The following is a 22,137-nucleotide window of genomic DNA, read 5'->3' as shown; positions in this document are numbered from 1 at the left end:
TCACGGGTTCTTCGCCGCGGTGATGGCCGCGCGCACGGCCTCGGCGCATTCGGTTCCGGCAGGTTCCGGACCCATACCGAGGTGGTAACTGCCCGGGCCGCCGTGCTCGCCGGCGAACCCCGAGACCGTGAACCCGATCTCGCCGGAGATCGGCACCCCGGTCGGGCCGGAAGCGGCCGACACCGACGCGGAGGCCAGTGGAACCGAGAGGACGCTGATGCCCCGCCGTGCTCCGGAGACGACCACGATGAGATTCCGTGGATGCAGGATCACCACGGTCTGGTGTTCCGAGTCAGGGTCTCTGGGGTTCGCGCGACGATGGAACAGCTTGCCCAGCAGGGTGTTCGACGGCGGGTTGACACTGCGTGTGAGCCATGCGGGCGGCGAGTCCCCGAGGTCCAGTCGATTCGCGAGGGCATGGGCGTCGAGTGCCGCCCGCATGTCGATCGGAAGGTCGTCGATGTCGGCCGGGGCGGTGCTGCGTTGGTACAGAGGGGCCATGGGGTCAATCTACGACGCCCGCCGGCGCCGGACGCCAGGTCGGCCAGGTCGGCCGATCAGCCCAGTCGGCTCAGCATCCGGCGGCGGCGTGGACCGCCGCGGTCGGGCAGCAACCCGGCCTCGAGGTCGGCGAGAAGCGATGCGACTGTCTCGGCCGAGTCGGTCTTGTTGGTGCCGATGAAACCCGACGGTCCGCGTTTGATCCACCCGGTCACGTACATTCCGAGAACCGGCGTCCCGTCGTCGACCACGCGGCCTGCCTCGTGCGGGATGACTCCGAGGGCGTCGTCGAACGGCAGTCCCGGTACCGCGACACCGCGGTAGCCGATCGAGGTCAGGACGAGGCCGGCGTCGATGGTCTCGGTGGTGCCGGTGGGGGTGATGGTGCCCGAGTCGTCGACGGTGTTGTGCGCAACCACCACACCGGTGGCCCGGCCGTCCGTGCCGACCTCGATGGCAGCGGGGGAGCGGTGGAAGGCGAGCCGGATGCGTCGCCCGCCCCGCGGGGTGCGCCCGGCGACCTCGGCAAGCAGGTCGAGCTTGGCCCGGGTGGTCGCATCAGCCGGCGCGACTGCCGGAACCTGGGCCAGTTCGTCGGGGTCGACGACCACGTTTGCCCCATGATCGACGAGGCCGATCAATTCGGGGAGGGTGAACGCGGCGTGGGTCGGACCGCGTCGACCGAGTACCACCACCTCGTCGATGGACGATGAACGCAGCGCGGAGAGCGCATGCCGGGAGATCGTGGTGTCTGCCAGGGTCTCCGGGTCGGCGGTGAGGATCCGCGCCACGTCGAGTGCCACGTTCCCGTTGCCGATCACGACGGCCCGGGAGGCGGTGGTGAGATCGACGTCGAGGTCGTCGTGGTCGGGATGATCGTTGTACCAGCCGACCAACGCAGTGGCACTGTGTACGCCACGCGCGGAGGCGTTGTCGATGGCGAGGCGACGATCGGTCGGCGCGCCACCCGCCCAGATGACCGCCGAGTGCCGCGCACGCAGATCGTCGAGGGTGAGGTCGCGTCCGATGGTGGTGCCGAGCCGGATGTCGCAGCGTGGGTTGCCAGCGATGTCGTCGAAGAGCCGCATCACCGAGCGGGTCGCGAGGTGGTCGGGAGCGACGCCGTACCGGGCGAGTCCGAACGGGCGGCGGAGCCGCTCGTACACGGTGACCGAGATCTGTGGCTGACGAAGGAGTTCGTCGGCGGCGTACATGGCCGACGGTCCGGAGCCGACGATGGCGACCGACACCGGTGCGTCGACGGCGAGCTGGTGCGGTTTGTCGATGGGGGCCAACGGGAGTCGCCGAGCCGGGTCGACCGGGAAGCGCGCCGCGCCGTCGCCCGTCGGATCGAAATGTGCCGCATTGACGTCGGTGAAACGGGCCTGCTCGTCGGTGAGCCGGTGGCCGGGCACGATCGCGCCGACCGGGCAGGCGCTGACGCAGGCACCGCAGTCGACGCAGGTCGACGGGTCGATGTAGAGCATCTCCGACGTGCCGAAGCCGGGCTCATCGGGCGTGGGGTGGATGCAGTTGACCGGGCACGCGTAGACGCACGAGGCGTCGCCGCAGCACGCCTGCGTGACAACGTGGGGCATGTCGGTTCCGTCTGTGAGGGGAAGGCGGATCAGGCCGCGGTATAGGTCGGTTCGCTCCGGAACCGTGACGGCCGCCCGCCGATGCCGAGGATCTTCCACAGCAGTCGAGACACCGGGTTCATCAGACCGCACTGGTCGCCGAGCATCCGCACGTCACCGAAGACGTTGCGCAGGAACTTCTTCGATTCGGCGGACCGCCAGAAGATGTCGCGCATCACCTCGTCGGGCACGTCGAACCGCTTCTGGAAGCTCTTCGGCGGCACGACGATCGCGCCGCACAGGATGCGCATGGTGAGAGGGAACATGAGCGAGAGCAGGAAGCGCTGGACACGACCCTTCTGGGGAACGGTCTCCCGCAGGAGGTGATGCGCGAACGAGATGTGCCGGGCCTCCTCGGCCACATGCAGCTGCATGACCGCAGCCATGGTGGGGTGCAGGTCGGCGCGTGTCCGCAGGAAGTCCTTCTGGATGTGATCGATCGGCTCCTCACCGCCGAGGACACCGAAGAAGAAGATGGTCGGGAAGATCGTGGAGGCCAGCGGCACGAGAGGTGAGATCAGGCGGTAGCCGATCTTCGCACCCGGTACGTCCATTCCGGTGCGGTTCACGAACTCCTGGAACATCAGAGTGTGATTGCACTCTTCCTTGGACTCGTGCGTGGTGTAACGGAACTCTTTGGCGCCGTTGGGCAGTTTGAAGCTGTACTGCATGAGACCGCGGATCAGGATCGACTCGAACTGCAGTCCGACCTTCGCCACGTTCGCCTGCCGCCACATACCGATCTCGATTTGCTTCTCGACCGGTAGCCCCTGATACCAGGGGTGGCGTCCGACGGGGTCGACCTTGCTCGACAGAATCCAGCGGCGATCGTCGGGGACGATCGCCATCTCCGGCGCATCCCAGTCGATGTCGACGTACGGGTCGAAGTTGCGGTGCACCGACGCGGCGGACAGGTCGTCGAGGACCTGCGCGTAGTTGTCGGCATCCGTGGATTTGTCGTGTTCGGGGACGTACGACTGACCCACATGTTCGAGGGTGTTCGTCATGGCTTGACCCTTCTCGTCGTCGGAGATGGCCCGGGCGAGACCGGACGGCTCACCGGGCTGCCCGGTACCGCCGTGCTGATGAACCGAACGTAATTGGACGTCCGATCATTTGTCAACATTCAATGTCACAATCCAGGATGGCACCGCGTGCCGGGGTCCGGGCGCGAGGCGTGCGTCAGGATGGTCAGGTGCAGCAGATCCTCCTCGTGGTCATCGCCGTGCTGGGTATCGCGGCCGCTCAGGTAATCGGTCCACGTCTCCGTGTGGCGCCGCCGTTGTTGCTGATCGTCGTGGGTGCGGTGGTCGGCGTGATGCCGTTCGTACCGGCGGTCGACGTCGATCCGGAGTGGATCCTGATCGGTGTGCTGCCGCCCCTGCTCTACTCGGCCGCGGTCAACATGCCGACGATGGACTTCCGCCGGGATTTCGGTGCCATCAGCGCGTTGTCCGTGGTGTTGGTGCTGGTCAGCGCAGTCCTGATGGGCTTCTTCTTCGTCTGGGTGATCCCGGACCTCGGTCTGGCGACCGGTATCGCGCTCGGGGCGATCGTGAGCCCGACCGATGCCGTCGCGACGTCGATCGCCAAACGATTGGGCGTGCCCCATCGGGTGACCGCGGTCCTGGAGGGCGAGAGCATGCTCAACGACGCCACATCACTGGTGCTGTTGCGGTCGGCGATCGCAGCCATCGCGGCCAGCATCTCGTTCGGGCAGGTCGCCCTGGAGTTCGTGTTCGCGGTTGTCGTCGCCGTGGTGATCGGGACGGTGGTCGGCTGGCTCAATCTGGCCGTGCGGGCCCGCATGCCAGACGCCACCGTGAACACGGCCATCTCGTTCACCGTGCCCTACCTCGCGTACATCCCGGCGGAGGAACTCGGTGCCTCCGGGCTGGTGGCCGCGGTGACGGCAGGCCTGATCACCGGTGCCGGCGCCGCCCGCTTCCTGACGCCCCAGCATCGACTTTCCGACACCCAGAACTGGCGGACCGTCGAACTGATCGTCGAGGGCGGGGTGTTCCTGCTGATGGGGCTGGAACTGTGGGGACTGCTGGTCGACGTCCACAACGACCATGACGGTGTCGGCACCGCCGTGTGGATCGGTTTCGCAGCGCTGGGGCTCGCGGTGGTGATCCGGGCGGTGTACGTGGTACCGCTCGTCCTCTGGCTGGATCGCGCCGCTCAGCGAGGGACCGAGATGCGACCGATGCTCGCCGACATCAATGCCACCATGGTCGAGCGCCAGCGCGAAGGTGCCGATCGTCCGCCGAGCCGCTCGCGGGAGGCGCGCAGTGCCCTGCGACGGGAGTGGCGGCGCCTGCGCCGCCGCATGGAACCCAGGCGGTGGTCCGACTCCGCGGAGCTGCCGCCGACGTCTCCGGAGACCGCGCGGCTGGTCAGTTCTCGACTCACCCGCCAGATCGCCGACATCGACTACTACCGGTCGGCCCCCTCGGGCCCAAGGAGGCGACCATCGTCGTCTGGGGCGGGCTGCGTGGCGTGGTCACCCTCGCCGCCGCGCAGACCCTTCCCGCCGACGTCGACTCGCGGTCACTGCTCGTCCTGATCGCGTTCGTGGTCGCCGCGGCATCGTTGCTGTGCCAGGGTGGCACCCTGTCGTGGTTGATCCGGGCGTTGAAGGTCACCGAAGACGTCGACAGCCGTGCCGCCGAACATCATCGGCTACGTGCCGAGCTGGCCGCGGCCTCCCGGAAGGTGATCGCCGATTCCGAGTTGGTGGCGCGCTATCCGTTGCTGCGTAAGCGGTTCGCCACGCTCGCCAAGAGCGCGGACACCGAGGAGGGCATGATCGACGCCAATCTGAAGGTACGCGCCGCCTACGAACAGATTCGTCGCGAACTGGTCGCGGCGCAGCGAGAGGTTCTGCTCCAGATGCGCGACGAGGGTACCTTCCACTCAGCATTGCTCGAGCAGGAACTCCGGCAGCTCGACGCCGAGGAGATCAGTCTGGATCTGCGGGCCGAGGATTGACCACCGGTCGGCTCATCGCCGGGAATCGTAGGGCAGGAGCGCCATCTCGCGCGCGTTGCGGATCGCCGTGGCGACCTGTCGCTGCTCCTGGGGTGACAGACCGGTGACGCGGCGGCCACGGATGCGCCCCTTGTCGGACAAGAACTGTCGCAACAGGGCGACGTCCTTGTAGTCGACCGGGTTCCGTGCGTCTGCATGGATTCCAGAGGCGGTCAGCAGGTTTCGCGCGCGCTTGGTGATGTCGCCGGATGGGCGACGGGGTGTCTTGCGGGGCATGGTGTCTCCTGGGGCGCAGTTGTGGGTACTGGTCGTTCACCAGCTGGATTTGTGGATTCCGGGCAGTTCGCCGCGATGGGCCAGCTCGCGGAATCGAATCCGTGACAGTCCGGTCTTTCGGATGTGCCCGCGCGGTCGGCCGTCGACGGCGTCGCGGTTGCGGAGACGCGTGGGACTGGCGTCCCGAGGCAGGCCGCGAAGTAGGCGCTGTGCGTCGAGGCGTTGCCGGGACGTCGATGTCGGTGCGGCGATGATGCGTTTGAGATCCGCCCGGATGGGGGCGTAGCGGGCCACCACGGCGCGGCGTTGTCGATCGCGGACGATCTTGGACTTCTTGGCCATCAGCGGTCCTCCCGGAATTCGACGTGTCGGCGGACGACGGGATCGTACTTGCGCAACACCATGCGGTCGGGGTCGTTGCGACGGTTCTTGCGCGTCACATAGCCGTAGCCGGTACCTGCGGTCGAGCGCAGTCTCACCAGGGGGCGAATGTCGTTGCGGGCCATCAGATCTTCTCGCCGCGGGCGCGAATCGTCGCGAGTACCGACTCGATGCCGTGCTTGTCGATGGTGGCGATTCCCTTGGTGCTCACCCGAAGTGTCACGTAGCGGCCCTCTGTCGGCACATAGTAACGCCGACGCTGGATGTTGGGGTTCCAGCGGCGTGGCGTACGGCGGTGGGAGTGCGATACCCGTTTGCCGAATCCGGGTGCGCGGCCGGTGACTTGGCAGCGTCGGGACATATGGTCGTCCTCCTGCATCTTATTGAAAATGATTGGCGTTAACGCGGTCGCCACGGTACCGTCTGGGTCACGTAAATGGAAATTGTTTCCAATAGGGGAGTGCTTGTGACAGACGAAGGAGCGATGTCGGCGTCGGCGAACGGCGTCGGCCGGGACCATCCCACGCCGATCATCCTGGTGACCGGCCTGGAGCCCGCTGCCATCGCGAGGGTCGGTGAGGCGCTGGTCGGTACCGACGGCGCGAGCGGGACGGTGCTGGTCCACCACGATCTCGGCCGGATCGTCGACGGCCGGGTCGCGCGCCGGATGGCGTGGGTCGATTCCGGCGGACGCCGACACGACGGGCAGGCGGAGATCGAGCTCGCTCACGGGTGCGTGTCGTGCACACTGCGTGAGGATCTGCTGCCGTTGCTGCGCCGCTTGCACCGGCGATCCGCCGTGCGCCGCATCGTGGTGGCCCTCGATCCGATCATGGAACCCGAACGGATCTGCTGGGCGATCGAACAGGTCGTCGTCGCGCAGATGCCGGGATTCGTCGATGGGCCCGCCGGACGTGACGTGCGTGTGGAGGCGACCGTCGCGTGTATCGCAGAAGATGCGTGGCTCGACGCCGCGACCGGCGATCTGGGACTTGTCGAGGCGGGTTTCGACGCCGTCGTCGACGACGACCGCACCCTTGCGCAGGTCGCCGTCGGACAGGTCGCACACGCAGATGCGCTCGTCGTCGCGGGCTGCGACCCCGCGATGCGGGACGCGTGGGAATCCGCACGCCTCGCCGCGGTCTGCAAACGACTCGCGCCGGGCGCGCCCATCATGATGGAACTCCCGCAACGTCCCGTGACCGGCTTCCTCGTCGAGTCGCTGCTGGCCGCGGTCGGACCACGGGCTCGTCGCGGCCGCCTCGATGGTCCGCACGATCCGCTGCTGCGCGACCAGCCCGCGCTCTCTGCCGACTGTGGAGTGTCGTGGGTCGAGTTCCACGCCGACCGCCCGCTGCACCCAGGGCGGTTGCACGAGGCCATCGATGTATTGCTCGAGGGTGTCGTCTGCGCCCGCGGCCGGCTCTGGCTGGCGACCCGGCCGGATGAGGCGCTCTGGCTGGAATCTGCGGGCGGTGGTTTACGTGTGGCACCCGGCGGACGGTGGCTCGCGGCGATGGACGAGGACGAACGCGCCGGGGTGGACCCGGAGCGACGTGCAATGGGCGCACTCCGCTGGGATGAGCAGTTCGGTGACCGCCACACCTCGCTGGTCGTGCTGGTTCATCGGGCGGACCCCACCGAGATTCAGGACGCGCTGCGTGCAGCCTGCCTCAACGAGGTCGAGTTCACCGCAGGAGAAGACTTCTGGTCGTCATTCGAGGACCCGTTCGGGGACATGCATGCGGATCCTTGCGACGATCTCGATCCGCCCGGCGAGCCCTCCGTCGACGCGATCAGGGCCGGCGACGGTCCCGACAACCGAGAGGACCGAGTGTGAAGCGAGACATCCATCCGGACTATCACCCTGTCGTCATCCGGGACGCGTCGACGGGGCAGGAGTTCCTCACTCGATCGACCGCGACCTCCGAGGATCGTGTCGAATGGGCCGACGGGGTGATCTACCCGAGGATCACGGTCGACGTCACCAGTGAGTCGCATCCCTTCTACACCGGTGTCGCGCGGATCCGCGACGTCGAAGGCCGTGTCGAGAGATTCCGTCGACGCTATCGGCATCTCGGTCGGTGAACCGCTCACGGTGAGGTTCAGACCGCCGGGCGCACAACCGGTTTGGAGCAGTACTGCGGGTCCCCACACCCGCCGGCCGCCGCAGAATCTCGCCGGCTGTGCGCAGATTCCCGCCGACTGGGCGCACCCGGTTGAGCGCCAGCCCGTTCGGTGCCCGATCGGCGGGTCAGGACATCAGCGCCGGTGCGGTGTTGAAGAGGAAGACGATGAAGACCGCGAGCAGGAGCCACGAGGCACCCTGCCAGGTCTGCCATTTCCCGCCGGCCCGCCAGTTCCGATAGGTGCGCCACAATGCACCGAGCGCACCGATCAGGACCACTATCGGTGCGGCGACGACCAGTGCGGTCCGCATCCCATCGTCGGAAGCCCAGGCCACCAGGAGTGCCAACAGCCCGAAAGCGACTGTGACAGCTACATGTACCGCGGCCTGCCGCAGTTCATCGCCGGTCGACGCCGGCCTGTGGGACTCGTTCATGTCTGCTTTGCGTTCGATGTCGTTCACCTCGTCTCCACCATACCCCGCGACGAAAAGTGCTGTGACCGGGACTTTTTGCTCATTGCCGGAGAGCGTGGGGACAGGCAGGATGGAGATGCGGGGTACACGGGGGAGACCAAAGTGAGGAGATGGGACCGGAGATGAACGCGATTCTTGTCGGTGTCGACGGATCGGATGCTTCGAATCGGGCCGTGCGGTGGGCGGCCGAAGCTGCTGCCGTCGAAGAGGTCGACCTGAAGCTCGTCGGCGTCTACGACATCAGCACCAGCAATTACGCACCAGGACTGATCATCCCGCAGGACGTGGTGGACGCCATCAAGCAAGATGCCGCCGACGCCGTGCACGCCGCGGCAGCGCTGGCCAAGGATGTGGCTCCCGGCGTCGCGCTACAGACCTCACTGGTGGAGGGTGACGCGGCGCGCGCCCTGCTGGAACTCGGCAAGAACGCCGGCACCATCGTCCTCGGAACCCGAGGTCTCGGGTCCATCAAGGGGTTGTTCCTGGGCTCGGTGAGCACGACGGTCGCGGCTCATTTCCATGGACGTGTCGTGGTGGTGACAGGTCCCGGTGGTGATGGCCCGGTGGTTGTCGGCGTCGACGATTCGCCGGTCAGCGACGCGGCGGTGGGCGAGGCCTTCCGTCAGGCCGCACTCCGCAAGACCAAGCTGGTCGCGGTGCACACCTGGACGCCGCTCGACGTCGACGCCCTGCACGGATACGGCATCGAGCCCGACGAGGTGACCCGGATGTCGCAGGAAGCGGTCGAGGCCGTCGCCGAACGACTCGCCGGCTACAGCGCCGAATATCCCGACGTCGTGGTGGAACGGGTCGTGATCCCCGAAGAGCCTGCGAAGGCGGTGTTGGACGCGGCGGGCGACGACGCGCAGCTCATCGTGGTCGGCAGCCGTGGTCGTGGTGGCTTCACCGGTCTGCTGCTCGGATCGACCAGCCAGAAGATCCTGCACCAGGCCGACGGCCCGGTGATGGTGGTCCGCAACTAGCAGACCACGCGTGGCGGACCTCAAGTTCACTTGAACTCGCCTACGATGGTCGCGTGTCGCTCAAGAAGCTCGAACTCTCCGTCGGCGAATTGGCCCAGCGTGCAGGTATCGCGCCGTCCGCGGTCCGGTTCTACGAGGACCAGGGGATGATCTTCAGCCGCCGGACGTCCGGCAACCAGCGCCGCTACCACCGCGCGATGTTGCGTCGTGTCGCGTTCATCCGTGCGTCGCAGTCCGCGGGCATCCCGCTCGCGGTGATCGCGGACGTGCTCTCGGAACTCGGCACTCATGAGTCTCCGCCGAAGTCGATGTGGGAGGCCGCGTCCAGGCGGTGGATCGACGACATCAACGACCGCATCGCGTTGCTGGAGAACATGCGCGACATGATCGGGTCGTGCGTCGGCTGCGGATGTCTGTCGCTGGGCGAATGTCACCTGCTGAACCCCGGCGACGAGATGAACAAGCTCGGTCCCGGCCCGCGCCGGTTGATGCGGGACTGACGCCGGTCGGTGCCGTCGCGCGTGGGCGGGGCGTCGACGGCGCGTTCGTGCCGCTCGATAGGCTCGGACCATGGCCAGACCCACCCGCGTCGCGCTTGCCCTCGGCAGCGGCGGGGCACGCGGCTACGCGCACATCGGGGTGATCGCCGAGCTCGAGGCACGCGGGTTCGAGGTGGTCACCGTCGCCGGATCGTCGATGGGCGCCTTGGTCGGTGGTCTGTACTGTGCCGGCAAGCTCGACGACTACGTCGACTGGATCACCGGCCTTTCACAACTCGACGTCGTACGGCTGATGGATGTATCGCTTTCCAAGCCCGGCGTGATCGGTGCTGAGCGCATCTTGTCGAGGGTGCGGGAGATCCTCGGCGACGCCCGGATCGAAGAGCTGCCGACCCCTTTCACCGCCGTGGCCACCGACCTCGACGTGGGCCGCGCGGTCTGGTTCCAGCGTGGCCCGGTCGTCGAGGCCATCCGGGCCTCGATCGCGATTCCCGGCGTCATCAGCCCCCACGACCACGGTGGGCGCCTGCTCGCCGACGGCGGCATCCTCGATCCGCTCCCGGTCGCCCCGACGTCGGGGGTCGCCAGCGACGTCACGATCGGGGTGGTGCTCGGTGCCGACGGCGGTCCGGAGCAGGGCGCCACCCGCGAACCCAAGACCAAGCGACTCCTGCGCCGCAACGTCGCGCCCATCCTCGACAGCGATTTCGTCAGGTCTGTCCGGGACCGGTTCGGGATGGAATCCTCCGGTGGCGAGGAACTCCGGTCGGACGCGGCGGCCACCGAGCCCGACGCCGAGCCGACCCGGATGGGCCGAATCGAGGTGCTCAGCCGGTCTCTCGACATCATGCAGGAGGCGCTCACCCGTTATCAGGTGGCCGGTTACCCACCCGACATCCTGATCCGGATACCGCGGAAGTCGGTGCGCACCCTCGACTTCCACAAGGCGTCCGAGATGATCACGCTCGGGCGGTCGCGGACCGCCGAGGCGCTCGACCAACTCCCAGAGTTGACCTTGTGAGGACACGAACATGAGACAGATTCCCCGCGGGATCTGGGTGCTGCTGGCTGCGAACGTCGTCATCGCGCTGGGATACGGATTGATCGCGCCCGCGCTGCCCGCCTTTGCGCGCAGCTTCAATGTCAGCTTCACCGCGGCGTCGGCGGTCGTCTCCGCGTTCGCGGTCATGCGCCTGCTCTTCGCACCGACGACGGGACGGCTGGTCACCATCTTCGGTGAGCGGCGGATCTATCTGATCGGACTGTTGATCGTCGCGGCGAGCACCTTTGCCTGTGCGTTCGCCCAAACCTATTGGCAGTTGCTCTTGTTCCGTGCCGCAGGCGGCATCGGTTCGACGATGTTCACCGTCTCCGCGATGGCTCTGCTGATCCGCATGTCGCCGGGGGACATTCGTGGGCGGGTGTCCGGCTACTTCTCGGCCGGGTTTCTGATCGGCAACATCACCGGACCTCTGATCGGTAGTGCGCTGGTCGGTTTCGGCCTGCGGATGCCGTTCGTGGTGTATTCGATCGCGCTGTTGATCGCCTCCGTGGTGGTCGCCACCCAGCTGCGTGACCAGGGCGGCCGGCCCGATCCCTCGGGTGGGGCTCCGGCCGGGGTGGTGAGCTTCCGTAGCGCGTTGCGCGACAGCACCTACCGCGCGATCCTGTCGTCGAACTTCGTGCAGGGCTGGGCCTCGATGGGGGTGCGGGTTGCGGTGGTGCCGTTGTTCATCACCGACGGCCTCGACGAAGGCGCCGCGATGGCCGGTGTCGCGCTCGCGGTGTTCGCCGTGGGCAACGTCGCGGCCATCGTGGTCGCGGGACGACTGTCCGACAGTCTCGGCCGCAGGCCGGTGATGTTGCCGGGCCTGGCAATCGCCGCGGTGGCCACCGCAGCGCTCGGTCTGGCGCCCAATCTGTTGATCGCGCTGGTGCTGTGCCTTGCCGCGGGCGCCGGTTCCGGCCTGTTCGCGCCCACCCATCAGGCCGCTCTCGCCGACGTCCTCGGCAATCGGCAGCAGGGCGGGTCGGCGCTCGCCGCCTACGGCATGTCGTCGGATCTCGGTGCTGTCAGCGGACCGATCATCGTGGGTTTCGTCGCCGATCGGGCCGGCTTCGCGCCTGCCTTCCTGCTCACGGGCGCGGTCACCGCGATTGCTTTCGGACTGTGGTGCGTGGCGGCCGAGACCGCTCCCGCCGTCACGGGCGGCGGCCCCCACCTCACCGAGGTGGAACGCGACACGGACCGGTAACGCGCGTGGGCGGGTGAGATCGCCTGCGACGGATTACCGTTGACACATGAGCAGCAGCGCCGCCGGCTATGCCCTGGGATCGACCTCCGAGGTGGGCAGGTTGCGGGCGGTGATGCTGCATCGGCCGGGTGACGAATTGCGGCGCCTCACCCCGCGCAACAACGATCAGTTGCTGTTCGACGGTCTGCCGTGGGTGACCCGCGCGCAGGAGGAGCATGATGCGTTCGCCGAACTCCTGCGTGCTAACGGCGTCGACGTCTTCTTGCTCGGAGACCTGCTCACCGAGACCATCGAGCACAGTGGTGCGGCTCGTATCCAGGGCATCGCGGCCGCGGTCAGTGCGCGACGACTCGGCAACCACCTCGCCGACGACCTGGCCCGGCACCTGCGTGGACTGCCCGCAGCGGAGCTCGCGCACGTGCTGACCGCCGGGATGACCTTCGACGAGCTCCCGGTCACCCCGGCGGCGGCCTCGTCGTCGCTGGTGCGCCGGATGCACCACGGCCCTGAGTTCGCGATCGAACCGCTGCCCAATCTGCTGTTCACCCGGGACAGTTCGTTCTGGATCGGCCCGCGATTCGCGATCACGTCACTGGCACTTCCGGCGCGCGTACGGGAGACGTCGCTCACCGATCTGATCTACGCGCATCACCCCCGGTTCACCGGTGCCCGCCGCGCCTACGAATCCCAGGTGGCGCCGGTCGAGGGTGGTGACGTGCTGTTGCTGACGCCTGGCGTCGTCGCGGTGGGGGTGGGGGAGCGGACCACGCCGGCGGGTGCGGAAGCCTTGGCGCGCAGTCTGTTCGATGATGGTCTGGCACACACGGTGCTCGCCGTTCCGATCCGGCAGGAACGTGCGTTCATGCACCTCGACACGGTGTGCACGATGGTGGATGTGGATGCGGTGGTGATGTACCCGAACATCGCGGAATCGATGTCGGCGTTCACCTTGCGTCACCTCGACGGTGCCGTCGAGGTGACCGGTTCCCGCCCGTTCGTCGAGGCCGCCGCCGACGCCATGGAGATCGAGAAGCTCCGGGTGATCGACACCGGCCTCGATCCGATCACCGCCGAACGTGAACAGTGGGACGACGGCAACAACACTCTCGCCGTCGCGCCCGGGACGGTCGTCTCCTACAACCGGAATGTCGAGACGAATCAGCGCCTTCGTGATTCGGGGATCGAGGTGCTCGAGATCGAAGGCAGAGAGCTCGGGTCCGGTCGCGGCGGACCTCGATGCATGTCGTGTCCACTCGCCCGCGACGAGGTCTGAAGGGAGCCGACCGTGTCCGCAGATCTGTCGACGTTGTTGACGATCGATCCCGATGGTGCCGAGCCGCCGTTCGAGCAGGTCCGCAACGGTGTCATCGAGCTCATCGGACGTGGGGAGCTGCTGGTCGGGGAGCGGATTCCCACGGTCCGCCGGCTCGCCGCGGATCTGGGCCTGGCGGCCAACACCGTGGCGCGGAGCTATCGGGAACTGGAGGCGGCGGGAGTCATCGAGACCCGTGGGCGGCACGGCTCGTTCATCAAGTCGGGTCGGGACGCGACGCTCGACCGGGCGCAGCAGGCCACCGTCGAACACGTGAGATCGCTCCGTGACCTCGGTCTGGACGACGCCACAATAGTCACATTGGTGACACAGGCTACCCATTCGGGTTGAGAACCTGCATCAACCTTTGGTTGTGTTGACTGGTGACGACGGAACAGAAAGCGGTCAGAAAGTCGCGGGTGGGTCTCGATCCATGGGTTTTCGGGATCACCGCCGCCATCGTCCTCAGTTTTGTCGTGTGGGGCGTGGCCGACTCCGAGAGCCTCAACGCCTCGAGTTCCAACGCCCTCGGATGGATCACCGACAACATGGGCTGGTTGTTCATCTTGTCGGCGACCTTCTTCGTGGTGTTCGCCGTGTACCTGGCGGCCAGCAAATACGGCCGCATCCCCCTCGGTCACGACGGCGACAAACCCGAATACCGGACGATCAGTTGGATCGCCATGATGTTCAGCGCCGGCATGGGGATCGGCCTCATGTTCTTCGGTGCATACGAGCCGCTGTTCCACTTCGTCAACGCACCTCCCGGATACGATGCGCGCGACGTACAGATCGCCATGGCCACCACCATGTTCCACTGGGGTTTTCATCCGTGGGCGATGTATGCGGTCGTGGGCCTCGCAATTGCTTACAGCACGTATCGGTGTGGGCGCGGCCAGTTGATCAGTGCAGTCTTCGCGCCGTTGCTCGGTGGCCGTGAGAACGGGCCGATCGGCAAGGTGATCGACATCCTGGCGATCTTCGCGACGTTGTTCGGCACGGTTGCCTCCCTCGGTCTGGGCGCGCTGCAGATCGGGTCGGGGCTGGTGAAGGTCGGCTGGGTGGACGAGCCGTCGACGATGCTCTTGGTCACGGTGATCGCGGTGCTGACGGCGGCCTTCGTCGCATCGGCCGTCTCCGGTATCGCCCGCGGTATCCAGTGGCTGTCCAACATCAACATGGTGCTCGCACTCCTGCTGGCGATCTTCGTCTTCGTGGTCGGACCGACGGTGTTCGTCCTGAATCTGATGCCCACCACCCTGGGTGCCTATCTCAACGACATCCCCAGTTTCTCGGCACGTTCGGGAGCGACGGTCGACGCCGACGGTCAGGAATGGCTGGCCTCGTGGACGATCTTCTACTGGGCATGGTGGGTTTCGTGGACCCCGTTCGTCGGGTTGTTCCTGGCGAAGATCAGCAAGGGTCGCACCATCCGCGAGTTCGTGATCGGTGTGATGGTGGTGCCGACCACCGTGTCGCTGGTCTGGTTCTGCATCTTCGGCGGCACCGCGATACGACAGGAGACAGACGGACTGAACCTGCCGGTGGACGACAGCGAGGCCACGCTGTTCGATGTGTTGGGCAATCTTCCGTGGACCGCGGTCGCCTCCGCGCTCGTCATGTTGCTGGTGGCGATCTTCTTCGTGTCGGGCGCCGACTCCGCATCGATCGTGATGGGTTCGCTCAGCCATCGCGGGGCCCACGATCCACCGAGATGGCTGACCGTCTTCTGGGGTGTGTCCACCGGTTCCGTGGCCGCCCTGCTCCTGGCCATCAGCGGCGACGACGGACTGACCGGGTTGCAGCAGATGGCGATCATCGCTGCGCTGCCGTTCGTGGTGGTGATGATCCTGATGTGTTTCGCGCTGTTCCGTGATCTGCGCCGCGATCCGCTGATCGTTGCGCGGATGGAGTTGCGCGAGGAGATCGACGAGCACATCCGGCAGCAGGCCACCGAGATCGCGACGAGCGAGTTCTCCGCCGTCGGCGGTTACGTCGAACAACCGGTGGTCGTCGAGGAGCCGATCAGCCCCAGCTCGGAAGCCAGATCTGCTGATGCCACTGAGCCGGGGAGATCGCACTTGCCGTGAGGATCGGCCACAACCAGATGAAGTTGGCCACCACGAGCCCGATGTAGATCGCCACGACGAGGATTGCGAGAGTGCGCTTTTCCGGGCGCGCTCTCGCCGTCGCGGTCGCGGCCCGCAACAGGTCGCCGGTGCACAGGGCCAGCCCCATCACCAGGAAGGGCGCCATCACGGTTGCGTAGAAGAAGTACATCTGGCGGTCGAGGTCGGTGAACCAGGGCAGGTAACCCGCGGCATACCCGGTGATCACCGCGGCGTAGCGCCAGTCCCGGCGGACCAGGAAGCGCCACAGGCCCCAGGCGAGCATCGGCAGCGCCAGCCACCACAGCGCCGGTGAACCGATCAGCATCTGCGCGCGGATGCATTCACCGCCGCCGCACTGATCGGGTCCGTTCTCGATGGCGTAGAGCATGGGCCGCAGGCTCATCGGCCACGTCCAGGGCTTCGATTCCCACGGGTGATGGTTGCCCGCGGAATTGGTCAGGCCCGCATGGAATTGCAGGATGCCCGCCTCGTAGAACCACAGCGAACGCCACGCGCCCGGAACCCATGCGAAGGGTCCGTCGACGCCGATCTGGTTGCCGACCTCGTAGCGGTACACGGCGGTCTCGCTGTTGAACCAGGGGATGAACGTGGCGAGATAGATGAGCACCGGCATCACGGCGAGACTCAGGCCGGACGGGATCAGGTCGCGGCGCAGCACGCCGAGCCACGGACGACGGACGTGATACGCCTTGCGGGCCGCGACGTCGAAACCGATGGCGAGCAGGGCGAAGAAGACCACGAAATAGATGCCCGACCACTTTGTGCCACATGCCAGCCCGAGCATCACGCCGGCGGTGAAGCGATACCAGCGGAACCCGAACCGGGGGCCGTGATCACTGTCACCCATCCGGCCCTCGACCCAGACGCGATGCATCCGTGCCCGCACCTGATCGCGGTCGGCGATGAGCGCGGTGAAGGCGGCGACGACGAAGACCGCCTGGAAGATGTCGAGCATGCCCATGCGGGCCTGGACGAACAGAACGCTGTCGCAGATCGCGAAGAGGCCGGCGATGGCGCCGACCAGGGTGGAGCGCGCCATGCGCCGGACCACGCAATAGATCATCACGATGATCGCGATCCCGGCGATCGCCGGCGCGATCCGCCAGCCGACGGGGCCGTAGCCGAAGACCGACTCGCCGGCCGCCAGCAGCCATTTGCCCACCGGTGGGTGCACCACGAGCCCATAGGCCGGGTTGTCCTCGATCCAATTTCCGCCGGTCAGTACCTGCCAGCCCTGCGGGACGTAGTGCTTTTCGTCGAAGACCGGGGTGCCCTGGTCGGTGGGATGTGTCAGACCCCAGAGTCGGGTCACCGCGGCGATTGCGGCGATGACGAGGCCGACGACGAGACCGCGCCGACGGTCGGGGGCGCCGAACAGCGGAGTCGGGATCTCGGGTCCCGGCCGGGTGCCCAGATCCTCGGCGCGTCCATGATCGGCGGATGGGCCGCGATCCCCGGCGGGACCTCGATCGAGGATGGCGGCGTTGGTCACCCGTCCGATCGTAGTGGTCACTCGTAAGCTGTCAGATGATGAACTCCCGGGAAGCCGTCGACAGATCCGAAGGCCATGCAGACGACGAGGCCGGTCGGCTCGTACTGGCGGCCACGCCGATGGGCCAGGCCGGTGATGCGTCACCGCGGCTGCGTGCAGCCCTCGCCACGGCCGACATCGTGGCCGCCGAGGACACCCGCCGTGCCCGCAATCTCGCGTCCGCACTCGACGTCGCGATCGGTGGCAGCCTGGTGAGCTATTACGACCAGGTCGAAGCGGCTCGCACACCGGCGTTGGTGGACGCGATCGCCGCCGGTTCGACGGTGCTGCTGATCACCGATGCGGGGATGCCCTCGGTGAGCGATCCGGGCTTCAAGCTCGTCGCCGCATGCGCCGACGCAGGACTGCGTGTCACCTGTCTGCCGGGACCGTCGGCGGTGACCACGGCGCTCGCCGTGTCTGCGTTGCCGTCGGAGCGGTTCTGCTTCGACGGTTTCGCCCCGCGGCGTGTCGGTGCTCGTCGGGAGTGGTTGACGACGCTGCTCGACCAGCCGCGCACCACTGTCTTCTTCGAGTCGCCGCACCGCCTCGCGGACACTCTCGTGGACGCCGCCGATGTCCTCGGGGGAGAACGCCGTGCGGCGGTGTGCCGCGAACTCACCAAGACCTACGAGGAGGTGCGCCGCGGAACGCTCGCGGAGCTCGCCGACTGGGCGGCCGACGGTGTGAAGGGTGAGATCACCGTGGTTGTCGCGGGCGGGACGCCGCGGGTCCGAGACATGGCCGACCTGGTCGAGGAGGTCGAAGCGCTGGTGGCCGATGGCACCCGCCTCAAGGACGCGTGTCAGGAGGTCACGCGAGGCGGCGGTGCTTCCCGGCGTGAGCTGTATCAGGCCGTTCTGGCACGCCGCCAGGAGTCGTGAGCCAGGCCTCGCCTGATTCGGCGGGAGATCCGTTCTCGGAGACGTGGAGCGTCACGCCGGGAGCGAGCCGATAGGGCCGGCTGGTGAGCAACGCACCGACCGCGCGCCGCAGGCGTGACATCTCCGCGCGAACCGTCACGACATGGCCGGAATCGCCGAAGATCAGTCTGCTCAACCGGGCCGAGGTGAGGCCGGACTCCGACGCCTCGGACAGCAGGAGCAGGATCTGGGCGTGCCTGCGGGTCAGGACGGTCTGCCAGTCATCGCCGTCGCCGGCCACGGTCAACGTCGGTTCGCCGCGCAGGTCGAGTTCGGCGACAACGGGATTCGCTGGGCCGACGCGTCGCAGGAGCCAACCACAGCCGACCGGCTGGGCGACACAGGTTCCGATCCCGGGAACGAATTGGTGGGTGTCCTCCATCGGCGCCGCCACCGCGGCGGGCGCCGTACACCCGTGGCTGTCGGCCACCCAGCCGTCGCGGTCCACCAGCAGTGCCGGACCTCGGATGCCGGTCAGCCGCGCTCCGGCGTGCTTGCGCAGTTCGGCGAGAGATCGCGCATGTGCGCCTGCGATCTCGTGCTCGCCGAGCGCGGCCATGCTGGCCGCGAAAGCCGTCGACGAAGGCTGGAGGCCGTCGACCGGCCCGGCGAGAGACACGATTCCGGTCAGGTCTCCGGTGCGCGGGTCGTGTATCGGGGCGGCAGCGCAATAGAGCGCGTGCAGGGCGTGGTTGAAGTGTTCTTGGCCGACCACCCGGATGGACCGGTGATCGGACATGACCAGGCCCACCGCCGTGGTCGCGGTGGATTCCTCGTCCCACCGGCTGCCCTCCACGAGCTCGAGGTGATCGGCGACCCGCAACCATCGCGAGGTTCCGCCTCGCCACAGCAGAACACCATCGGCGTCAAAGACACCCATGAGCAGCTCCGGGTCGTCACCGGTCTCGGCGAACACCCGCTGCATGCGGTCCGCGCTGTCACCGAGTGCGTTGCCATGTCGCCGTTCGTGGACCTCGCCGGACGGCAGATGTCGTGGGGCGTGTTTGCCGGCGTCGGCCCCGGTGTCGATGGCACGCTGCCACGACGCGAGGACTTCTTTGCGAGCCGTGGGCACCGGGAGATCGCGGGTGACGTCGGATCCGGCCCGGTCACCAGGGCTTGCGGCGTCGCCCGCAATCTCCGTACCCGGCAGTATGGATCGGCGCATAGTCCGACTCTACCCCAGATGCCAACCTGCGAACGGGTACCTGTCATGTTATCGGCCGATATGGGGGACTATTCGTCGGGCGGCGCCTGATCCACGACGAGCGTGTGTCTCGCTGCGCCGAACGGTCGGCGACGCCGAGTCCGCCGATATCGGACTCAGTGGCCGGTCGTCCCCGTGGCCTCCACGATGCTGGCCGCCTTGTCCAGGCATTCCTGCCATTCGCGAGCGGGATCGGAATCGATGGTGATGCCGCCGCCCACCCCGAGGCCGGCGGTGCCGTCCGGTGTCATGGTGACGGTGCGGATCGCCACGTTGAGGTCGAGTGCGTGTCCGGGCCCGGCCATGCCGATCGCCCCGCAGTAGACGCCCCGCGGCGACGACTCCCACCCGGCGAGCAGTTCTGCCGCTCGGATCTTCGGTGTGCCGGTGACCGACGCAGGAGGGAACGTGGCGCGCAACAACTCGTTCGTCCCGACCGCCGGGTCGACGATGGCCTCCACCCGGGACACCAGGTGCCACACTCCGGGCGCGGGTACCACCGAGAGCAGGTCCGCCACCCGGACCGTGCCGGTGACGGCGAGGCGACCGAGGTCGTTGCGCACCAGGTCGACGATCATCACATTCTCGGCGACATCCTTCGCCGAGGCCGACAACGATTCCGGCACCGCATCCGCCGGTACCGTCCCCTTGATCGGCGATGAGGAGACGAGGTTGCCGGTCCGGCGTAAGAAAGTCTCCGGAGAAAAGCTCGTCACCGTTCCCCAATCACCGTGGAGATAGGCGGATTTCGCCGGGAGAGTGGTTCCGGTGATCGTCGCGAAGAACTCCAGCGGGTCGCCCTCGACGGTCCCGGTGAAACGGGTGCACACGCAGGCCTGGTAGACCTCGCCGGCACGGATCGCCTCGAGACACCGGTCGATCGCCGCGAGGTGCGGACCGCGTTCGGGGGCGGTCCACTTCGCCGTCCACCCGTGTTCGGCGGTGTGGGCCGGCTCGGAGAGTGCCCGCTCGATCCATGGGGCACAGGCACTTCCGTGCACACTCTCGTGGTGCCAACGGCCGTCACGAAGGATCAGTACTTCATCGGTGAGTCCACCGACCACGGGCGGCAGCGATGAGTCGGCGGCACGCACCGGAAATCCCAGGTAGCCGAACCAGTACAGATCGGGGTCGTCGGGCGGTGCGAATCCCGGCCGGAGATCGACCGATGGCGCGATGACGGCATCAGCATCCCACCAGTCGCCGATCAGCGCTGCCGGTGGCGGCAGCCCGGACGCGCGAGTGTGCGCGTGCAGCGCACGCAAGACATCGAGCGCCGGCGCGGTCACGCCTCGTGGCGGGGGAAGATCGGCGTGGGCTTGGGCAACGCGGTCCCTGCGACGAGATGCTCCTCGACGGCGGTGAACTGGCGGTTGCCGGGGGCGACCGCGAGCAGATCGAGCAGGCGGTTCGTCGATTCGGGCATCACGGGCTGGGCCAGCAGCGCGACGATGCGGACCACCTCGGCGCAGACATAGAGCACCGTCGCGGTGCGGTCGAGGTCGGTCTTGGCCAGCTTCCACGGCTCCTGGGAGGAGATGTAGCGGTTGGTCTCGGCGAGGACCGACCACAACGCCTCGATGCCGAGGTGGATCGCCTGGACGTCGAAGTGGTCGCGGACGCGGGGGAGCAGGCCCGCCGCCTTGTCGAGCAGCGCGGTGTCGTCGGTGGTGTACGGGCCGGGGGCCGGGACCATGCCGTCGAAGTACTTGCCGATCATCGACAGGCTGCGCTGGGCGAGGTTCCCGAACTCGTTGGCGAGGTCGGCGTTGATCCGACTGATGATCGCCTCGGTCGAATACGAGCCGTCCTGGCCGTAGGAGACCTCGCGCAGGAAGAAGTAGCGCACCGGATCGAGTCCGAACTCGTCGATCAGGTTGTGTGGATCGACGACGTTGCCGACCGACTTGCTCATCTTCTCGCCCTTGTTGAACAAAAAGCCGTGGGCGAAAACACGTTTCGGGAGTTCGATCCCGGCGCTCATCAGAAAAGCGGGCCAGTAGACGCAGTGGAACCGGATGATGTCCTTGCCGATGATGTGCAGATCGGCGGGCCAGTACCGATCGAGTGTCGCGGTGTCGTCGGGGAAACCCAGACCCGTCAGGTAGTTGGTGAGGGCGTCGACCCACACATACATGACGTGGTCGGGGTGACCGGGCACCGGCACACCCCAGTCGAAGGTCGTGCGGGAGATCGACAGGTCGGTGAGCCCGCCCTTGACGAAGCTGACGACCTCGTTGCGGCGGACGTCCGGGCCCACGTACTCGGGATGTGTCTCGTAGAGCTCGAGGAGCCGATCCTGGTAGGCGGAGAGCCGGAAGAAGTAGGTCTCCTCCTCGGTCCAGGTCACCACGTGACCGCTCTCGGTCGCGATACGGTTGCCGCTCTCGTCGACGGTGGTGTCGGATTCGGCGTAGAAGGTCTCGTCGCGGACGTCGTACCAGCCCGAGTACGTGTCCAGATAGATGTCACCGGCATCGGCCATGCGCTGCCAGATGGCCTCGGAGGCGCGCTTGTGATCGGCGTCGCTGGTGCGGATGAAACGGTCGAAGCTGGAACCCAGCCGTTCCTGCAGCCTCTGGAACCGATCGGAGTTGCGCCCGGCCAGATCGGCGGTCGGGACACCCTCTGCCTCCGCCGTCTGCTGCATCTTCTGCCCGTGGACGTCGGTCCCGGTGAGGAAGCGGACGTCGTAGCCGTCGAGGCGTTTGAACCGTGCCAACGCGTCGGCCGAGATGTACTCGTAGGCGTGACCGATGTGCGGCAGCCCGTTGGGATAGGCGATCGCGGTGGTGATGTAGTACGGTTCGCCGCCGCCGTGCGAGGCGTGAACAGCGGATTCGGTGCGGGTCGGATCGTCGGTCATGGTGTCGCCAGAATACTTGGGTTTGCTTCCCGCCCGC

The 22,137-nt window shown here is 67.2% G+C and carries 22 protein-coding genes and 1 pseudogene; 11 read left to right on the top strand and 12 right to left on the bottom strand.

Going from position 1 to position 22,137, the window contains the following annotated elements:
- The 3 genes from GTV32_RS09035 to GTV32_RS09025 are packed head-to-tail and all read right to left on the bottom strand — an operon-like array spanning position 1 to position 3,145.
- Positions 1-501, bottom strand: coding sequence for a hypothetical protein (locus tag GTV32_RS09035; protein ID WP_161059895.1), 501 nt, complete (start codon positions 499-501; stop codon positions 1-3).
- Between the two features lie 56 nt (positions 502-557).
- Positions 558-2,099, bottom strand: a complete 1,542-nt coding sequence (locus tag GTV32_RS09030) for a 4Fe-4S binding protein (protein WP_161059893.1) — start codon at positions 2,097-2,099, stop codon at positions 558-560.
- Between the two features lie 29 nt (positions 2,100-2,128).
- Positions 2,129-3,145: a diiron oxygenase gene (locus tag GTV32_RS09025; protein ID WP_161059891.1), complete on the bottom strand. Its 1,017-nt coding sequence runs from the start codon at positions 3,143-3,145 to the stop codon at positions 2,129-2,131.
- Between the two features lie 188 nt (positions 3,146-3,333).
- Between GTV32_RS09025 and GTV32_RS09020 the strand changes: the two are divergent.
- Positions 3,334-5,132, top strand: a pseudogene (locus GTV32_RS09020) (sodium:proton antiporter).
- Positions 5,133-5,144: 12 nt separating this feature from the next.
- Here the strand turns inward: GTV32_RS09020 and rpsR are convergent.
- The 4 genes from rpsR to rpmB are packed head-to-tail and all read right to left on the bottom strand — an operon-like array spanning position 5,145 to position 6,150.
- Complete coding sequence (gene rpsR, locus GTV32_RS09015; RefSeq protein ID WP_161059889.1) at positions 5,145-5,408, bottom strand: 30S ribosomal protein S18; 264 nt, start codon at positions 5,406-5,408, stop codon at positions 5,145-5,147.
- Positions 5,409-5,444: 36 nt separating this feature from the next.
- Positions 5,445-5,750 (bottom strand): 30S ribosomal protein S14, encoded by a 306-nt coding sequence (rpsN, locus tag GTV32_RS09010; RefSeq protein WP_161059887.1) that lies wholly within the window; start codon positions 5,748-5,750, stop codon positions 5,445-5,447.
- A complete protein-coding gene (rpmG, locus tag GTV32_RS09005) occupies positions 5,750-5,914 on the bottom strand; it encodes a 50S ribosomal protein L33 (protein ID WP_161059885.1) in 165 nt (54 codons plus the stop codon). The genes rpsN and rpmG overlap by 1 nt, the downstream gene beginning before the upstream one ends.
- On the bottom strand, positions 5,914-6,150 hold the full coding sequence (rpmB, locus tag GTV32_RS09000; RefSeq protein WP_161059883.1) for a 50S ribosomal protein L28: 237 nt from the start codon (positions 6,148-6,150) through the stop codon (positions 5,914-5,916). Before rpmB ends, rpmG begins: the two co-directional genes overlap by 1 nt.
- A gap of 123 nt (positions 6,151-6,273) precedes the next feature.
- Between rpmB and GTV32_RS08995 the strand changes: the two genes are divergently transcribed.
- Both GTV32_RS08995 and GTV32_RS08990 read left to right on the top strand, forming a co-directional pair.
- Entirely contained in the window at positions 6,274-7,629 is a 1,356-nt protein-coding gene (locus tag GTV32_RS08995) for a GTP-binding protein (RefSeq protein WP_237421769.1), read from the top strand.
- Positions 7,626-7,877: a type B 50S ribosomal protein L31 gene (locus GTV32_RS08990; RefSeq protein WP_161059880.1), complete on the top strand. Its 252-nt coding sequence runs from the start codon at positions 7,626-7,628 to the stop codon at positions 7,875-7,877. Before GTV32_RS08995 ends, GTV32_RS08990 begins: the two co-directional genes overlap by 4 nt.
- 166 nt (positions 7,878-8,043) lie before the next feature.
- On the opposite strand, the gene GTV32_RS08985 is transcribed toward GTV32_RS08990, so the two are convergent.
- Positions 8,044-8,352, bottom strand: coding sequence for a hypothetical protein (locus GTV32_RS08985; RefSeq protein ID WP_161062422.1), 309 nt, complete (start codon positions 8,350-8,352; stop codon positions 8,044-8,046).
- A gap of 161 nt (positions 8,353-8,513) precedes the next feature.
- Here GTV32_RS08985 and GTV32_RS08980 point away from each other — a divergent pair, with 161 nt between their 5' ends.
- The 7 genes from GTV32_RS08980 (at position 8,514) to GTV32_RS08950 (ending at position 15,531) form a co-directional block, all read left to right on the top strand.
- Positions 8,514-9,374, top strand: a complete 861-nt coding sequence (locus GTV32_RS08980) for a universal stress protein (RefSeq protein ID WP_161059878.1) — start codon at positions 8,514-8,516, stop codon at positions 9,372-9,374.
- Between the two features lie 53 nt (positions 9,375-9,427).
- Positions 9,428-9,874 (top strand): redox-sensitive transcriptional activator SoxR, encoded by a 447-nt coding sequence (gene soxR, locus GTV32_RS08975; protein ID WP_161059876.1) that lies wholly within the window; start codon positions 9,428-9,430, stop codon positions 9,872-9,874.
- A 70-nt stretch (positions 9,875-9,944) separates the two neighbouring features.
- On the top strand, positions 9,945-10,895 hold the full coding sequence (locus tag GTV32_RS08970) for a patatin-like phospholipase family protein (protein WP_161059874.1): 951 nt from the start codon (positions 9,945-9,947) through the stop codon (positions 10,893-10,895).
- A gap of 10 nt (positions 10,896-10,905) precedes the next feature.
- Positions 10,906-12,129 carry an MFS transporter gene (locus tag GTV32_RS08965; RefSeq protein WP_161059872.1) on the top strand — a complete coding sequence of 408 codons (1,224 nt, stop codon included), beginning with the start codon at positions 10,906-10,908 and terminating at the stop codon, positions 12,127-12,129.
- A 46-nt stretch (positions 12,130-12,175) separates the two neighbouring features.
- Entirely contained in the window at positions 12,176-13,402 is a 1,227-nt protein-coding gene (locus GTV32_RS08960) for an arginine deiminase (protein ID WP_161059870.1), read from the top strand.
- Between the two features lie 12 nt (positions 13,403-13,414).
- A complete protein-coding gene (locus tag GTV32_RS08955) occupies positions 13,415-13,792 on the top strand; it encodes a GntR family transcriptional regulator (protein WP_161059868.1) in 378 nt (125 codons plus the stop codon).
- A gap of 32 nt (positions 13,793-13,824) precedes the next feature.
- Positions 13,825-15,531, top strand: a complete 1,707-nt coding sequence (locus tag GTV32_RS08950) for a BCCT family transporter (RefSeq protein ID WP_161059867.1) — start codon at positions 13,825-13,827, stop codon at positions 15,529-15,531.
- Here the strand turns inward: GTV32_RS08950 and GTV32_RS08945 are convergent.
- Entirely contained in the window at positions 15,467-16,987 is a 1,521-nt protein-coding gene (locus GTV32_RS08945) for a glycosyltransferase family 39 protein (protein WP_202422345.1), read from the bottom strand. The two genes, GTV32_RS08950 and GTV32_RS08945, sit on opposite strands and share 65 nt — an antisense overlap.
- A gap of 113 nt (positions 16,988-17,100) precedes the next feature.
- Between GTV32_RS08945 and rsmI the strand changes: the two genes are divergently transcribed.
- Positions 17,101-17,988 carry a 16S rRNA (cytidine(1402)-2'-O)-methyltransferase gene (gene rsmI / locus GTV32_RS08940; protein WP_161059865.1) on the top strand — a complete coding sequence of 296 codons (888 nt, stop codon included), beginning with the start codon at positions 17,101-17,103 and terminating at the stop codon, positions 17,986-17,988.
- On the opposite strand, the gene GTV32_RS08935 is transcribed toward rsmI, so the two are convergent.
- The 3 genes from GTV32_RS08935 to metG form a co-directional block, all read right to left on the bottom strand.
- Positions 17,918-19,195 (bottom strand): helix-turn-helix domain-containing protein, encoded by a 1,278-nt coding sequence (locus GTV32_RS08935; protein ID WP_161059863.1) that lies wholly within the window; start codon positions 19,193-19,195, stop codon positions 17,918-17,920. The genes rsmI and GTV32_RS08935 overlap by 71 nt on opposite strands.
- A gap of 155 nt (positions 19,196-19,350) precedes the next feature.
- A complete protein-coding gene (locus tag GTV32_RS08930; RefSeq protein ID WP_161059861.1) occupies positions 19,351-20,523 on the bottom strand; it encodes an aminodeoxychorismate synthase component I in 1,173 nt (390 codons plus the stop codon).
- Positions 20,520-22,100: a methionine--tRNA ligase gene (gene metG, locus GTV32_RS08925; protein ID WP_161059859.1), complete on the bottom strand. Its 1,581-nt coding sequence runs from the start codon at positions 22,098-22,100 to the stop codon at positions 20,520-20,522. Before metG ends, GTV32_RS08930 begins: the two co-directional genes overlap by 4 nt.
- Positions 22,101-22,137: the final 37 nt, after the last annotated feature.

Source organism: Gordonia sp. SID5947 (assembly GCF_009862785.1).
Classification (GTDB): domain Bacteria; phylum Actinomycetota; class Actinomycetes; order Mycobacteriales; family Mycobacteriaceae; genus Gordonia.
Note: the sequence above shows the minus strand (reverse complement) of the source record. Positions and strands in the feature narration are given on the sequence as shown.

Excerpts from the sequence above, each read along its gene's own strand:
- GTV32_RS08985 (WP_161062422.1), bottom strand. The coding sequence starts at position 8,352 with ATGAACGAGTCCCACAGGCCGGCGTCGACCGGCGATGAACTGCGGCAG.
- GTV32_RS08995 (WP_237421769.1), top strand. The coding sequence starts at position 6,274 with ATGTCGGCGTCGGCGAACGGCGTCGGCCGGGACCATCCCACGCCGATC.
- rpmG (WP_161059885.1), bottom strand. The coding sequence starts at position 5,914 with ATGGCCCGCAACGACATTCGCCCCCTGGTGAGACTGCGCTCGACCGCA.
- rpsR (WP_161059889.1), bottom strand. The coding sequence starts at position 5,408 with ATGCCCCGCAAGACACCCCGTCGCCCATCCGGCGACATCACCAAGCGC.
- GTV32_RS08935 (WP_161059863.1), bottom strand. The coding sequence starts at position 19,195 with ATGCGCCGATCCATACTGCCGGGTACGGAGATTGCGGGCGACGCCGCA.
- rsmI (WP_161059865.1), top strand. The coding sequence starts at position 17,101 with ATGATGAACTCCCGGGAAGCCGTCGACAGATCCGAAGGCCATGCAGAC.
- GTV32_RS08970 (WP_161059874.1), top strand. The coding sequence starts at position 9,945 with ATGGCCAGACCCACCCGCGTCGCGCTTGCCCTCGGCAGCGGCGGGGCA.
- rpsN (WP_161059887.1), bottom strand. The coding sequence starts at position 5,750 with ATGGCCAAGAAGTCCAAGATCGTCCGCGATCGACAACGCCGCGCCGTG.
- metG (WP_161059859.1), bottom strand. The coding sequence starts at position 22,100 with ATGACCGACGATCCGACCCGCACCGAATCCGCTGTTCACGCCTCGCAC.
- rpmB (WP_161059883.1), bottom strand. The coding sequence starts at position 6,150 with ATGTCCCGACGCTGCCAAGTCACCGGCCGCGCACCCGGATTCGGCAAA.
- GTV32_RS09030 (WP_161059893.1), bottom strand. The coding sequence starts at position 2,099 with ATGCCCCACGTTGTCACGCAGGCGTGCTGCGGCGACGCCTCGTGCGTC.
- GTV32_RS08960 (WP_161059870.1), top strand. The coding sequence starts at position 12,176 with ATGAGCAGCAGCGCCGCCGGCTATGCCCTGGGATCGACCTCCGAGGTG.
- GTV32_RS08980 (WP_161059878.1), top strand. The coding sequence starts at position 8,514 with ATGAACGCGATTCTTGTCGGTGTCGACGGATCGGATGCTTCGAATCGG.
- GTV32_RS08965 (WP_161059872.1), top strand. The coding sequence starts at position 10,906 with ATGAGACAGATTCCCCGCGGGATCTGGGTGCTGCTGGCTGCGAACGTC.
- GTV32_RS09035 (WP_161059895.1), bottom strand. The coding sequence starts at position 501 with ATGGCCCCTCTGTACCAACGCAGCACCGCCCCGGCCGACATCGACGAC.
- GTV32_RS09025 (WP_161059891.1), bottom strand. The coding sequence starts at position 3,145 with ATGACGAACACCCTCGAACATGTGGGTCAGTCGTACGTCCCCGAACAC.